We start from the raw sequence: 12994 nt of genomic DNA, 5'->3' as shown, positions 1-12994 counted from the left end.
CGATATGTCACTTGCGGAAGCGGTCCGTAGCGCGGACGAGCAGTTGGGCGGTGCCGGGCTCGGATCCGCCGTGACCGGCGTCCTCGACGATGTGGTACTCGGCCTCCGGCCAGGCGCGATGGAGGGCGAACGCGCCGTCGGGCGGGGTCTTCATGTCGTAGCGGCCGTTCACGATGACGGCCGGGATGTGGCGGATCTTGTCGACGCCGTCGAGAAGCTCGTCCCTGGACAGGAAGCACTGGCGGCTGAAGTAGTGCTGCAGGATGCGCCCGAACGCGATGTACGTCGCGTCGTCCAGCTCAGGCGGCGGGACGGGCAGGAGGGTGTTCGCGGCGATCTCCCATGCGCCCCACGCGCGCGCGGCGGCGACGTGGACGGACGGGTCGGGGTCGTTCAACCGGCGTCCGTAGGCGGACGTGAGGTCGTCGCGTTCGGCGTGCGGGATGAATTCGCGGAGGCGCGCGTAGTCCTCGGGGAAGAGGCGGGCCGCGCCGTGCGGGCCGGTCGCCCAGGCGGTGTCGGCTTCCAGGTCGGGCAGCCACACCCCGCGTAGCACGATTTCGCTGACCGAATCCGGGTGCCGCTGGGCGTAGGCGAGCGTGAGGGTGCTGCCCCAGGATCCGCCGAACAGCAGCCACCGCTCGACGCCGAGGTGCGCGCGGAGCCGCTCCATGTCGGCGATCAGGTGCTCGGTGGTGTTGGCCGCGAGGTCGACGTGGACGTCACCGGCGTGCGGACGGCTCTTCCCGCATCCGCGCTGGTCGAACAGGATGATCCGGTACGCGTCGGGGTCGAACCAGCGGCGCATGCCCGGCAGCACGCCGCCTCCCGGCCCGCCGTGGACGAACAGCGCGGGCTTGCCGTCCGGATTGCCGCACTCCTCCCAGTAGAGCTCCTGGCCGTCGCCGACCGGCAGCATGCCGTGGGTGTGCGGTTCGATGGGGGGATACATCGCGCGTCCTAACGTTTGCGGGCCACCTGAGGTTCGAAGGGACAACGCTTGGTGACGCGTCCAGAGTGCCGATCTTCGACGGGTCGCTCGACGCGGCCTACGCCGAGGGGGGACGGTCGAGGAGGAGGTCGGCGGCGCGGGCCAGGACCTCGGCGCGGGTTCGGCCGGGGTGGTCGGCGGTGAGGAAGGGGCTGGCGATGGCCACACAGAAGGCCAGGAGGCTGCGGGCCTCGATCTCGTCGGGGTCGACGCAGAAGGTGCCGATCACTTCGCGCAGCAGGTCCATGCGCGTGTTGTCCACGCGGCGGAGGCGCTCGGCGACGGCCTGGTCGCGGCGGGCCCAGTCGCGGATCGCCAGGTCGATGGGGCGCAGGCGTTCGGAGAAGGTGAGCTTTCCGGCGAGCTGGGCCCTGTCCTTGACGTCCTTGGCCTCGCGCTCGCTCTGGGCGAGGGTGTCGTCGGTGGCCTCGCGCTCCCAGGCGTCCAGCATCTCGGTCAGCAGCGCGTCGCGGTCGGCGAAGTAGCCGTAGAACCCGCCCTTGGTCACGCCGAGGGACTTGGCCAGGGCCTCGACCCGGACGGCGTCCACACCTCCCTCGGCCAGCGTCCGCAGGCCCTGCTCGACCCATTTCTCGCGCGGTGTGCGCAGCGTTCCCATGGTGTGGCCCACCTCACCGTCCGGCCCGTTGTACGCTTCCGTATAACGGGTCTAGCCTCCACTTATACGTGATCGTATAACGCAGGAGGAGGACCGTCATGTCGCTGGGTTTCGTCGCGTTCCACTACCCCGCACCCGAGTACGTCGAGGAGTTCGTCGGGCGCACACGCCAGGTTCGCGGGGTGCTGGCGTCGCAGCCGGGGTTCGTCCGCGCCGAGACGTGGGTCACCCCCGAAGGGGACGCCGTCGTCACGACCGGCGAGTTCGAGTCCCCGGAGGCGTTCCAGGGGGCGTTCGCCGCCGTGGCCGGGGAGCTGGGAGAGGCCGTCGCCTTCGACGAGCGCGAGGTCAGGCCGCGTCAGGTCCACACCCTGCTGTCGCGGTGACGGGCGGGGGCGGGGGCGGGGTCCGGCGGTCGTCCGCTCGGACGGCGATCTCCGGCGCGGGGCGTTAGACGCGGAGGCGGGCCGCCCGGTTCGGCGCTCTTCGTGTGGGGATCGACACGGCCGCGGACGATCAGAAGAACGTTATCGTCTGCATGACTCGCCCATCCCCCCACGCGAGGAGAGATGCAGATGCGAAGGTTCGCCGCAGTGGCGATCACGTCCGGGGCCCTCGTGGCCGGAGTCGCCGGGACGGCCCTCCCGGCAGGCGCGACCACCCGGACGGACGGGTTCGGCGTCGAGGCCACGACCGTCCAGCGGGGCTCGGTGACCGGGGCCGCCGCGCAGAAGATGGCGCGCGGCTCGGGGCAGCAGCTCGTCCTGCCGCAGATGACCAACGCGGCGGGCGGGACGGTCCACGCCACGTCCTGCCGCTACGTCGAGCGGACGCGGGGCCGCAAGACCTCCAGGCACGGACGCTGGATCATCTACGTGAAGACCCGCCTGACCTGGTGCTATGACGGGCTGCACGTCAACTCGGCGCGGGTCAACCGCTCCGCGTACACCTACAACAAGCGGACCTGGCGGATGAAGGGCTGGCGGCAGCGCTCGCTGACGCACGGCAGCACCTGGGCGTCCGTGCTGGCCAAGAGCCAGTACACCTTCTACTACACGGGCAACCGGCACTACTACCGTCCGTACGCCGACGTCATGGGCGCCTTCAACGGCAGCTACCGCACCTGGGTGGGCGGCTGATCCGTCCAGGAACGAAGGCGGCCGTAACAGGTCGACCGGCGAGCGTCCTGTCCGCGCACCCGGGCAGGGCGCTCGCGCTCGTCCAGGCCCGGGAGCCTAGGCTCAGGAGCGGGGGGCGTACATGATGACGGCGACCCCGGCCAGGCAGACCAGAGCGCCGAGGACGTCGTAGCGGTCGGGGCGGAAGCCGTCCACGAGCATGCCCCACGCGAGCGAGCCCGCCACGAAGACGCCACCGTACGCGGCGAGGATGCGGCCGAAGTGGGCGTCCGGCTGGAGGGTGGCGACGAAGCCGTACAGGCCGAGCGCGATCACGCCCGCGCCGATCCAGGCGACGCCGCGGTGTTCGCGGACGCCCTGCCAGACCAGCCACGCGCCGCCGATCTCGGCGACCGCGGCCAGCGCGAACAGCGCCAGGGAGCGCAGGACGGTCACGAAGCGATCTTCCCGAGGAAGCCCGACAGGGCGCGCTCGTACGCGGCCGAGTCGACGTTCCACGCCTCGGTGTGGTCGGCGTTCGCCTCGGAGACGTGCGTGACCAGCCCGGCGGGGGCCTTCCGCGCGAACTCCAGGGACGGGCCGTTGTCGACCATGCCGTCCTGCCCGGCCGTGAAGAGCAGCACCGGGGCCTTCAGCTTCGACGCGAACGGGCGCATGTCCAGGGCGCCGAGGTCGATGTCGTAACGCCAGTTCAGCATCCGCATCGCGACGCCGGTCTCGGCGCCCGGGAGGCCGCGCGACGCGCCCTGCTTGCGGAGCGTGGCCTTCCAGTCCAGGACGGGCGAGTCCAGGACGACGCCGTGGACGAACGAGGGGTCCGGCGCGTGCCGCAGCGCGGACATCACCATCGACCCGCCCATCGACCATCCGTACAGGACGACGCCGGTCGCGCCCTGCGAGCGGGCGTAGGCGATCGCGGACGCGACGTCGTTCCACTCCTTCGAGCCGAGCAGGTTCCGGCCGTGCGGCGGGGACGGGGCGTGCTCGTCGTTCCGGTACGCGATCGACAGCATCGGCATGCCGCTGTCGTGGACGGTCCTCATCACCCGGAACGTCTCGGCGCGGTCGGCGTTGCGGCCGTGGACGGCGATCACCCACGTGGAGTTCTTCGTCCGGCCGGGCAGCAGCCACGCGGGCATCGCGCCCAGCTGCGAGGGATAGGTGACGTCCTGGAAGTCCAGGCCGAGCGCCTTCTTCGGGTCGCCCGCGTAGACCCAGTGGTCGATCGCGGCCTCGACCCTCGGCACCAGCTTCCCGGACTGGACCGACACCACCTTGCGGACGACCGTCCCGGTGTCCACCCCGGCGATCTTCTCGCCGTTCTTGATCACGTCGCCGAGGATCGCCCGGCCGGGCGTGCCGTGCCACGTCCATTCCAGGGCGAAGACGCCGGGCCGTTCGGTCTCGTCCGTCCGGGGGAGGGTGACCGTCCCGTCACCGACGGCACGGACCAGCAGGTCGTGGGCGCGCCCGTGCTCGACCTGGGTGGCCACGCCCGAGAAGTACCAGCCGACCGTGATCGACGCCGCGAACGTCAGGAGCAGGACGGCGGCCATCCCCGACACCACGAGCCGTCCCGGGCTGAGCCGGGGGCGGGCCGGTTTGGCGGGCTTGGCGGCGGTCAGGACGCTTCGGAGTGGCACGCCCCTGACGGTAACGGAGGCCGTCCGATGCTGCGTCCCTCCGCGACCGTTCCTCCGTGGCCGTTCCTTCCGCTCCCGAGATCAGGAGGGGCGGTCGAGCTGGGTGCGGCGGAGTTCGTCGCGGGCGTCCATGAGGGCGAAGCCCAGCAGGTTCAGGCCGCGCCACTGGGACGGGCGCACCGCCTGCGGGGCGAACTCGTCGTAGCCGATGCCCCAGACGCGGTCCTGCGGGCTGGCCTCGACCAGCACCTTCCCGCCCGTGGACATCAGGTAGCCGCGCAGGTCCGGGTCGGCCGCGAACTTGGCGACGCTGCCGCGCCGGACGATGTCGTAGCGGTTCTCGAGCCAGGCGTCCTCGTCGAACCCGCGGACCTTCCGTCCGAACGCCTTGGCGCGGCCCGGGTCCGGGGACGCGAGGATCTCGCGGACGGACGCCTCGTCGCCGAAGAGCCGCGCCTTCTCGCACATCATGAAGTGCTCGGCGGTCGGGTACTCCACGCCGTCCACGGTGAACGGCGACGGGTACCACTGGCTCAGGCAGCCCTTCGGCTGCGTCCCGCCCCAGAACAGCACGAATTTCGGGAGTTCGCCGCGTAGCTCCAGTTCGAGAAGCTCTTCCATGGTCATCCCACGAGCCTGGCGGATGCCGCGTGACGGGCGCAATCGGATATAGGTGCAAATGGACGCATATGGACAAGGAGAGCCCCCGGCCGAAGGATCCGGCCGGGGGCTCAGGGAGCGCCGGGACCCGCCTGGAGGCGGCTTCCGCAAGTGGCGCGGCTAGTAGCGCAGCGGCTCCCGCGAGTCACGCGGGACGCGGCGCTGGTTCTGCGCGTTGTAGTCCGGCATGACGGCCGGGCAGCGCGCACCGGAGGCCGGACGCTTCCCGGACAGCACGAACGCGTCCACCGACGTGCGGACGCACTTGCTCAGCCCGTACACGCCGTGGCCCGTGCCCTGGTAGGTCAGCAGGGACGCGGTCCGGACCTGCCGGGTCACGCTCTGCGCCCAGGGATAGACGGTCGCCGGGTCACCGACGCCACCGATCACCATGACGGGCACAGAAGGCGCGATCCGGGCCGGACGCTGCCGGTCGGCCCCGCGCGGACGGCCCAGGCACGCGACGACCGCCTCATACCCGAGCGGGCTCGTCCCGAGGTGCGGGGCGGCCTTCCGGTTCGCCTTCCACAGGGCCGAGAGGTCTGTGAAGTCGCGGACCGGGAACGTCCAGTCGGAGCACATGATCCCGGCGAACCGGCCGTCCGGGGACGCCTTGGCCCGCGCGCTGGAGACCTTGCGGACCTTCTGCTTGGACAGGTAGGCGAACTCCTCGCTCAGCTCGTTCCACGCGATCGGGTCGTACATGGTCTGGCGGACCATCTGCGTGATCCCGGCCGGGGTGAGCCTGATCCTGGACGAGTCGATGTCGTGCAGCGTGCCCGCCGAGGCCCGCTTCATCAGCCCGTCCAGCACCTTCCACGGGTTCTTGCCGCGGAGGGCGCAGTACTTCGAGGTCGGGCACCAGCGCGCGAACTGCCCGTAGGCCGCTTCGAGGCCGCGGGACTCGTCCATGGTGAACCGCGTCGCTCCCGCGACGGTGTGGTCCATCGTGCCGTCCACGACCAGGGACCTGACGCGGCCCGGGAACAGCTCGGCGTACCGCTGCCCGAGCCAGGTGCCGTACGAGACGCCGTAGTAACCGATCTTCTTCTCGCCGAGCGCCGCGCGGACGGCGTCCATGTCCCGCGCGAAGTCGGTGGCGCCCATGTGGTCGTACATGGGGCCGGTGTTCTTGCGGCACGCCTTGTACAGCGCGCGCTGGTAGGCCGTGAGCTTGCCGAACTCGGACTGGTTCTTCGGGTACAGCGCGGGGGCCTTGCCGAGCTTCCCGCACTTGACGGGATGGCTCCCGCCGACGCCGCGCGGGTCGAACCCGACGATGTCGTACTGCTTGCGGATCTGGCCGGACAGCCCGGCGCGGTCGAGCACGAAGTCGATGCCCGACCCGCCCGGCCCGCCCGGGTTCACAAAGATCGTTCCGAGCCGGTGCCTGGGGTCGGTGGCCTTCGCCCGTGCCACGGCGAGCTTGATCCTGCCGAGCTTGGGGTGGGCCCTGTCGATGAGGACGGAGAGGGTGCCGCACTGCGCGGAGCGGTCGTCCGCGCACGGCTTCCAGGTGATCTTGGCGGGGGACGCGGCCTGCGCCGGCGTGGAGACCAGCGGCACCGCCGCCACCAGGGCGGCGGCCGCGGCGAATCCCGCCGTGCGGCCCAAACGGGTCACGGTGAGGGGACTCCTGAGGATGGGGGGTCTGCGGGGACACGGAGATGATCTCCGGGAGAGATCACGATTGGGTCATTTTCCGAACGCGGAATGCCGGAACGCGAGGCCCCCGCCGACCGTCCGGACGGCGAGGGCCTCCTTGCCCGAGCGTCAGCCCTGGGTGGCGCTCCGGGCCACCCGGGACGGTCAGCCCTGGGTGGCCTTGTAGAGCTTGATCGCGGCGGATCCGAGGTACGGCGAGTTCATCTGCCGCGTCGCGGTCATGTGCGTGCTGTTGATGCCCGCGACGCGTCCGACGCCGTTGCTCTTCATCCCGTACAGCCAGGGGCCGCCGCTCGCGCCGTTGCCCATGGTGCAGAGGATGCCGAGCCCGCCGGTCGGGTACCGGGAGGCGAAGCTGGTCCCCGAGCAGTAGTAGAGCCGGTTCGGCGGGCTGTGCAGCTTCTTGCCGGACGGCAGGAGGACGCCCGGGTAGCCGAACGTCCGGAACGGGTACTTGCGGTGCTTGTAGCCGAAGCTCACGCCCTGCGCGCCGGTCACCGACTGGATCGCGGTCCGGCCGTGCTTCTGGACGGTGAAGGCGGCGAAGTCGTACCGCTGGTCTCCGCCGTTGGCCCAGGGCGACATGACCCGGAGGGTGGACAGGTACCAGGTGCCGAGGCTCTTGGTCCCGTTGAGGTCGGGCTGGAACGCGTAGTACCGGTAGAAGCCGTTCGTGCCGCCCCTGCCCTTGTGGACGCAGTGCCCGGCCGTCCAGAGGGTGGACTTGTTGTGCGAGGTGATGACCGTCGCCGTGCAGAAGTGGCCCGTCACGCGGTCGTCGGTGGCGACGAGGCGTCCGATGGTGCGCGCGGGGGCCTTGCCGTGCCGCGTCCAGATCTTCGCGCTGGAGCTGGCGGCGTTGACCGTTCCCTTGGCGTTGAACGCGTCGGGCGTGTTCTCCGGCAGGGCGCCGTCGAGGCTGAGCGACCGCGTGTCCGCCGCGTCCGCCTGGACGCCGGACTGAGCGGCCGGGGCGGGCTCGGGCATCGGGCTCAGCTTCAGCTTGGACGGGTCGAAGGACGCCTGCGCGGACATGCCGGAGCCGAAGTCCTTGGAGACGATGTCCGGTCCGGCCGGGGTCCGCGCCGCGACCTTCCCGGCGTCGTGGGTGGAGGAGCCGATGGCGGCGTAGGCCACCCCGCCGCCGAGGGCGAGCACGCCTGCGGCGCCGCCCGCGAGGAGGAGCCGGATCTGGGAGGGACGCACCAACGGGCCTTCCGTCGAGGGAATCGGTAACAGCCGTGATGAAAGCCCCAAGACAAGCGACTTGGGGCCTGTGCGTCAACCTACGCCAAGCGCTACAGGTGCGATGAAATACAGCGAAAGTGGAGTGATTCGGACTCTCGGCGGGGTCAGGGGCGGGGAATCCCGAAGGCGTCCCGGTCGGCGGTGATGAGGTCGCTGAGCAGGCCGATCATGGCGGCGGCGACCTGCTCGGCGGTGCCGTCGGGGACGCCGGTGTCGCTCTCGAAGGCGCGCTGGACGGTCCGGGCGAGAAGGTCCGCCTGCTGCTCGGGGGACGGCGCGGCGGGGGTGGACCCGGCGCGGAGGAAGCCCTCGAACGTCGCCTGGTAGGCGTGGCCGGTCTCGGCGGCGGACAGGTCGTCCCGCAGCATGCCGTGCTCGGTGAGGAGGGCGAAGTAGCCCCGCGCGACCTCGCCGTGCCGGGCGTCGCGGTCGCCGTCGGGGGAGCTGGTCAGCTTGCCGAGCAGGTCCGGGTCGCCGAGCAGGAACCGGCGGAGCAGCGGACGGCCCGCGATGGCCAGGTAGTACGTGGACGCGAAGCGGTGCAGGAGGCAGGTGCGCGCGTCGTCCTCGATGGCCTGGCGCAGCTCGTCCATCGCGAACAGGACCTCGCGGGCGAAGACCGCGCGGAACAGCTGCTCGCGGGTCTTCCAGTGCAGGTAGACGGTGCCCTTGCCGATGGCCGCCTCGGCGGCGACGTCGTCGATCGTCACCCGCCGGTAGCCGTGCCGGAGCAGCAGCTCGCCCGCGACGTCGAGGATCCGCGTGGCCCGTTCCGCCCGCTGCCGCGGGTCGCGGAGCCGCTCACCGTTCGCGCTCATGCGCCGCACCGTATGACCAGATGTCGGTTCTGGTCAACTCGCGACTGTCTGTTGACGAATTTTCAAATTCAGTCATATGGTCGGTGGCATCGGCCACAAGGCGATGAGGCGACGACGGCGGGAGCGCACGATGAGCAACGGCACCAGCAACGTCAAGGGCGGCGGCGGGAAGAGGACGGTCCTGATCTCCGGGGCCGGGATCGCGGGGACGACGCTGGCGTACTGGCTGGCCAGGCGGGGTTTCGAGCCGACCGTCGTCGAGCGCGCGACGGGCCCGCGGTCCAGCGGGAACCCGGTGGACGTGCGCGGACCGGCGGTCGGGGTCGCCGAGGCGATGGGCGTGATGCCACGGCTGCGCGAGGCGTCCACGAAGGTGACCGGGATGAGCTTCGTCAACCGGTCCGGACGCCGGGTCGGACGGGTGAACATGGCGGCGCTGCGGACGGCGTCCGCGAGCCGCGAGGTCGAGGTGACCCGCAGCGACCTCGCGGCGATCCTCCACGACGCGAGCCGCGACGCGGCCGAGACCCTGTTCGGCGACACCATCACCGAGCTCCACCAGGACGAGGGCGGTGTCGACGTCACGTTCGCCCACGCCGCGCCCCGCCGCTTCGACCTGGTCGTCGGCGCGGACGGCCTGCACTCGACGACCCGCCGGATCGCCTTCGGCCCTGAGTCCGAATTCGTCCGCCACATGGGCCTGTACGTCGCGACGATGCAGCTGGACGGCCCGTCCGACGACCCCGACCACGTCGTCATCCACAACGCGCCGGGCCGGATGGCGTCCGTCCATCCCGTCCACGGCCGCGGCCTGGCGGCGTTCATCTTCCGCCACGCGGAGGTGGAGGGCTTCGACCACCGCGACCTCGCGCAGCACAAGCGGATCCTGGCCGACGCCTACGCCGGGGACGGATGGCGCGTCCCCGAGCTCCTGGAGCAGGCGCGCGCGTCCGACGACCTGTGGTTCGACTCGGTCAGCCAGGTCCGGCTGGACTCCTGGGCCAACGGACGCGTCGCGCTGCTCGGCGACGCCGCCTCGTCCGTCTCGCTCTTCGGGGACGGTTCGACGCTGGCCATGGCGGGCGCCCACACCCTCGCCGAGGAACTCGCCGCCACCCCGGACGACCCGCACGCGGCCTTCGCGCGCTACGAGACCCGGCACCGCGTCCTGGTCGACCCGCGGCAGAACAACGTCGCGATGGCCAGTGCGCTCATGGTCCCGGCGACCCGCACCGGCGTCGCGACGCGCAACCTGGCGTCCCGCCTCTGGCCGACCGTGGCGGCGGCGTCCTGGCTCCGCAACCAGGTCACGCCGTCCCCGAAGCCCGTCGCCGAGGCCGCCTGACCTGGGAGGGTGAGGTCAGTCGCCCGTCAGGGTCTGGATCTCCCGGACGGTCAGGCGGGTCGATCCGGAGGCCGGGAAGGTGCCGTAGGAACCGCCCCGGGAGTCGCAGGAACCCGCGCAGGTCCAGTTCACCGCGTAGAGGGCGGTGGCGGTCACCGTGTGGGAGCCGGAACGACGGAACTCATGGGCGCAGCTGGACGGCGGAGCGCCCCGGCGGTACGGGGTGCCAGGCCCCTCGCAGGTGACCGTCGCGTCGCCCAGCGACCACTCGACGCGCTGCGGCGCGCCGGTCATGGTGACGGTCTGGCCGTCCACGGTGGCCTGGGCCCTCTGCGGCCTCCACCCGGACGCGTCGACCCACAGGTACGTCGGCAGCGACACCCACGAACGGCCGGACGGGCTGGTGTGCGGCACCGGCCGCGGGAGCGAGAACGAGGCCCACGCCATCGCCACCACGTCCGCGGTCGGCGTCCTCGCCGGTTCGTCGGGAAGCGTGATGCAGTGGTCCGCGCCGCCGGTCACCCGGCACATCGGCGTGATCTCAAGCCGCGGCGGAGAGGCCGAACCGCGAGCGTGCCCCGGACCGCCGCCCGCGTGGGCCGGAGAGCCTGCGTGGGCCGTGGACCCGTCGACCGTGGACGCGCCGATCGTGCAGACCCAGCCCGCCGACCGGGCGCAGCCGCCGGTCACCAGCGTCCAGGTCAGCAGGGACGCGGTCAGCACCGGGAGTCCTTGGGCGTCGCGAGGGCCGTGACCTTCCAGGAGCCGCCCGCGTGGCTGAGGGTGGCGTACAGCAGGGAACGGCGGGGAGCGGACTCGCCGCCCACGCGCGACCCGGTGTCGCGGCGGAACGTGAACGGGCCCGCCGCGACCAGGCAGTCGACGATCTGCGCCTCGTCCGGCCGGACGGACGCCAGGTGTGGATGCGGGACGGCATGCCCCCGGCGGACGATCCCGGCGCGCTGGTCCGCGGCGATCTCGTCCCGGAGGCGGGCGGCCTCCGCGCCGGTCGCGACGTCCGGGATCTGGGACGCGTCGCCCGTCGCCAGCGCCCGCTCGACGACCTGGTGGAAGCGGCGGTAGCGGAGCAGGACGTCCGTCCGGGCCGCCGCGACCGGGGCGGCGGCGACCCCGCTCTGGAACACGCCGGACGGGTTGAGCGTCCCGTCCACGATCCTCGGCGCGTCGGTGCAGGCGGTGGCGCACAGGCACAGCGCGAGCGCGCCGGTGACCCCGCCTCTCGTCGAGCCCAGCCCCCTCATCGAGCCCTCCTCAGGTGTCGGGCTCGCAGGTTAACGGCATGATCGGGCGGGGCGTCGGAGCTCCGGAGAACGTCCCGAAGGGCCCCTGTCGCGGTGGGATCAGGCGGTTCGGCCGATGTCGGCGACGACGTTGAGGCCGAGCAGGAGGTCCAGGTGGATGAAGGTCTCCAGCTTCGCGCCCGGCGCGATCGACTCGTCCGACGCGACCCGGTCGAGGACGTCCAGCGCGGCGGGCGTGTCCAGGTCGTCCGCGAGGGCCGTCTCCGCCTCGGTGACCGACGGGCGGTGCATCGGACGGCCCGGCGCGCTCGCCCAGCCCGCCACGTCCGCGCGCCACGCCCGCAGGCGGGACGCGGCGGCGTCGGCGGTCTCGGTCTCCAGGGCCAGCGGCTCGCGGTAGGGCACCGCCAGGAACGCCAGCCGCAGAGCCAGCGGATCGACGTCGGACGCCCCGGACGCGGGCGGCACGACAAGAGTCAGCTCGTTCGCCTCGTGCGCGCGCGGGGAGACATAGATGTCGGCCCTGTCCGGGGCTTCCGGGTAGAGGGGAGCGACGCCGTAGTCCGAGGCGTCCTCGTGCGCGCCCGATAGCAGGACGCTTCGTCGGCCGCGTTCGGCGACACGGCGGAGGAGGTCGGCGACGACGAGGGCCCGGACGTCGGTGCCGTCCAGGAGATGGACGCGCAGGACCTCCGCCCTGGGCAGACCTTCGAGCCGTCCGGTGCGAGGGTCGTGCAGGCGCAGCATGCTTCGGAGCCTAAGCGATCCAGGCCCGACGCCAAGCGACCGGCCGTCGCGACTAGGGGAGCGGGGTGGAGCCGTCGGGCTTCCGGACCGCCGCGAACCGCAGCCGGACGTAGTCGGCGACCCAGCCCGACTCGCGGCGCAGCGCGGGGGCGGCCAGCTCGTTCACGCGCGCCAGCAGCTGTTCGACCAGCTCGGGCGGGACGTCCAGGAGGGCGCTCGGGGCGTAGATGCGGATCCAGTCGGCCGCGCCGTCCGGGCACTCGGTCATCCGGGACGGACGGTCCGCGTGCTCCAGCAGCCGGATCGTGAACCCGCCGTCCTCCAGCCGCGCCGCGTACTCGGCGGGCGTCGGGAAGTACCAGGGCAGTTCGGGCTCGCCGAGGCCGAACACGCGCCACGCGGTCTGCATCGCGGCGATCAGCTCGGCGCAGTTCCCGGCGCCGCCGAGCTCGCCGACGAACCGTCCGCCGGGACGCAGGGCCGCGTGCACGCGGGCGATCACGGCGTCCGGGTCGCGGGTCATCCAGTGCAGGGCGGCGTTGGAGGCGACCGCGTCGAACGGCTCGCTGGTGGTGAAGTCGTGCGCGTCGCCGATCGTGAACGACAGGCCCGGGTTCAGCGCGGACGCCCGCGCGACCATCTCCGGCGCGCCGTCGATGCCCAGCACCTCGGCGCCCCGCTCGGCGATGTCCGCGCTGAACGTGCCGGTCCCGCAGCCCAGGTCGATGATCTTCTCGCCGGGTTGCGGGTCGAGCAGGTCGACCAGCGGGGCACCGTGCGCGGAGACGTACCCGAAGGCTGAGTCGTACGTCGACACGGACCAGTTCACTGTCGCAATTTATCGGACTTGCCACTCC

General features: G+C 72.0%; 15 protein-coding genes. 3 read left to right on the top strand and 12 right to left on the bottom strand.

The genetic code is table 11. The features are described 5' to 3' along the window. Nucleotides 1–7: 7 nt before the first annotated feature. Nucleotides 8–952 (bottom strand): prolyl aminopeptidase, encoded by a 945-nt coding sequence (gene pip / locus P696_RS0121485; RefSeq protein WP_026413946.1) that lies wholly within the window; start codon nucleotides 950–952, stop codon nucleotides 8–10. Between the two features lie 97 nt (nucleotides 953–1049). Beyond that, complete coding sequence (locus tag P696_RS0121480) at nucleotides 1050–1610, bottom strand: TetR/AcrR family transcriptional regulator (protein ID WP_211245819.1); 561 nt, start codon at nucleotides 1608–1610, stop codon at nucleotides 1050–1052. Nucleotides 1611–1708: 98 nt separating this feature from the next. On the opposite strand from P696_RS0121480, the gene P696_RS0121475 reads away from it, so the two are divergent. Next, nucleotides 1709–1996, top strand: a complete 288-nt coding sequence (locus P696_RS0121475; RefSeq protein ID WP_026413944.1) for an antibiotic biosynthesis monooxygenase family protein — start codon at nucleotides 1709–1711, stop codon at nucleotides 1994–1996. A 183-nt stretch (nucleotides 1997–2179) separates the two neighbouring features. Further along, entirely contained in the window at nucleotides 2180–2749 is a 570-nt protein-coding gene (locus P696_RS0121470; protein WP_157429831.1) for a hypothetical protein, read from the top strand. A 102-nt stretch (nucleotides 2750–2851) separates the two neighbouring features. Here P696_RS0121470 and P696_RS0121465 read toward each other — a convergent pair whose 3' ends face one another. The 6 genes from P696_RS0121465 to P696_RS47115 form a co-directional block, all read right to left on the bottom strand. Continuing rightward, on the bottom strand, nucleotides 2852–3184 hold the full coding sequence (locus tag P696_RS0121465) for a YnfA family protein (protein WP_026413942.1): 333 nt from the start codon (nucleotides 3182–3184) through the stop codon (nucleotides 2852–2854). Next, nucleotides 3181–4392, bottom strand: coding sequence for an alpha/beta hydrolase family protein (locus tag P696_RS47125; RefSeq protein ID WP_051467960.1), 1212 nt, complete (start codon nucleotides 4390–4392; stop codon nucleotides 3181–3183). The genes P696_RS0121465 and P696_RS47125 overlap by 4 nt, the downstream gene beginning before the upstream one ends. An 81-nt stretch (nucleotides 4393–4473) precedes the next feature. Further along, a complete protein-coding gene (locus P696_RS0121455) occupies nucleotides 4474–5019 on the bottom strand; it encodes a riboflavin biosynthesis intermediates N-glycosidase (protein ID WP_026413941.1) in 546 nt (181 codons plus the stop codon). 153 nt (nucleotides 5020–5172) lie between these two features. Next, nucleotides 5173–6675 (bottom strand): alpha/beta hydrolase, encoded by a 1503-nt coding sequence (locus P696_RS47120; protein ID WP_034486083.1) that lies wholly within the window; start codon nucleotides 6673–6675, stop codon nucleotides 5173–5175. A gap of 186 nt (nucleotides 6676–6861) precedes the next feature. Continuing rightward, nucleotides 6862–7926 (bottom strand): trypsin-like serine peptidase, encoded by a 1065-nt coding sequence (locus P696_RS0121445; protein ID WP_157429830.1) that lies wholly within the window; start codon nucleotides 7924–7926, stop codon nucleotides 6862–6864. A gap of 143 nt (nucleotides 7927–8069) precedes the next feature. After that, nucleotides 8070–8783: a TetR/AcrR family transcriptional regulator gene (locus P696_RS47115; protein ID WP_051467958.1), complete on the bottom strand. Its 714-nt coding sequence runs from the start codon at nucleotides 8781–8783 to the stop codon at nucleotides 8070–8072. A 130-nt stretch (nucleotides 8784–8913) separates the two neighbouring features. On the opposite strand from P696_RS47115, the gene P696_RS47110 reads away from it, so the two are divergent. Then, nucleotides 8914–10128 carry an FAD-dependent monooxygenase gene (locus P696_RS47110; RefSeq protein ID WP_051467990.1) on the top strand — a complete coding sequence of 405 codons (1215 nt, stop codon included), beginning with the start codon at nucleotides 8914–8916 and terminating at the stop codon, nucleotides 10126–10128. A gap of 15 nt (nucleotides 10129–10143) precedes the next feature. Here P696_RS47110 and P696_RS56120 read toward each other — a convergent pair whose 3' ends face one another. The 4 genes from P696_RS56120 to P696_RS0121415 form a co-directional block, all read right to left on the bottom strand. Continuing rightward, a complete protein-coding gene (locus P696_RS56120) occupies nucleotides 10144–10851 on the bottom strand; it encodes a hypothetical protein (protein ID WP_051467957.1) in 708 nt (235 codons plus the stop codon). After that, complete coding sequence (locus P696_RS0121425) at nucleotides 10845–11390, bottom strand: hypothetical protein (protein ID WP_026413939.1); 546 nt, start codon at nucleotides 11388–11390, stop codon at nucleotides 10845–10847. Before P696_RS0121425 ends, P696_RS56120 begins: the two co-directional genes overlap by 7 nt. Nucleotides 11391–11489: 99 nt before the next feature. Next, entirely contained in the window at nucleotides 11490–12137 is a 648-nt protein-coding gene (locus P696_RS52740; RefSeq protein WP_051467956.1) for a hypothetical protein, read from the bottom strand. A 52-nt stretch (nucleotides 12138–12189) separates the two neighbouring features. Next, nucleotides 12190–12966 carry a class I SAM-dependent methyltransferase gene (locus P696_RS0121415; RefSeq protein WP_026413938.1) on the bottom strand — a complete coding sequence of 259 codons (777 nt, stop codon included), beginning with the start codon at nucleotides 12964–12966 and terminating at the stop codon, nucleotides 12190–12192. Nucleotides 12967–12994: the final 28 nt, after the last annotated feature.

The sequence above is a fragment of the Actinomadura oligospora ATCC 43269 genome (genome assembly GCF_000518265.1).
Taxonomy (GTDB): Bacteria; Actinomycetota; Actinomycetes; order Streptosporangiales; family Streptosporangiaceae; genus Spirillospora; species Spirillospora oligospora.
This window is presented reverse-complemented; position numbering and strand designations above follow the sequence as displayed.

Coding starts and splice junctions, on each gene's coding strand:
- pip (WP_026413946.1), bottom strand. CDS start 952: ATGTATCCCCCCATCGAACCGCACACCCACGGCATGCTGCCGGTCGGC.
- P696_RS0121480 (WP_211245819.1), bottom strand. CDS start 1,610: ATGGGAACGCTGCGCACACCGCGCGAGAAATGGGTCGAGCAGGGCCTG.
- P696_RS0121475 (WP_026413944.1), top strand. CDS start 1,709: ATGTCGCTGGGTTTCGTCGCGTTCCACTACCCCGCACCCGAGTACGTC.
- P696_RS0121470 (WP_157429831.1), top strand. CDS start 2,180: ATGCAGATGCGAAGGTTCGCCGCAGTGGCGATCACGTCCGGGGCCCTC.
- P696_RS0121455 (WP_026413941.1), bottom strand. CDS start 5,019: ATGACCATGGAAGAGCTTCTCGAACTGGAGCTACGCGGCGAACTCCCG.
- P696_RS47115 (WP_051467958.1), bottom strand. CDS start 8,783: ATGAGCGCGAACGGTGAGCGGCTCCGCGACCCGCGGCAGCGGGCGGAA.
- P696_RS47110 (WP_051467990.1), top strand. CDS start 8,914: ATGAGCAACGGCACCAGCAACGTCAAGGGCGGCGGCGGGAAGAGGACG.
- P696_RS0121425 (WP_026413939.1), bottom strand. CDS start 11,390: ATGAGGGGGCTGGGCTCGACGAGAGGCGGGGTCACCGGCGCGCTCGCG.
- P696_RS52740 (WP_051467956.1), bottom strand. CDS start 12,137: ATGCTGCGCCTGCACGACCCTCGCACCGGACGGCTCGAAGGTCTGCCC.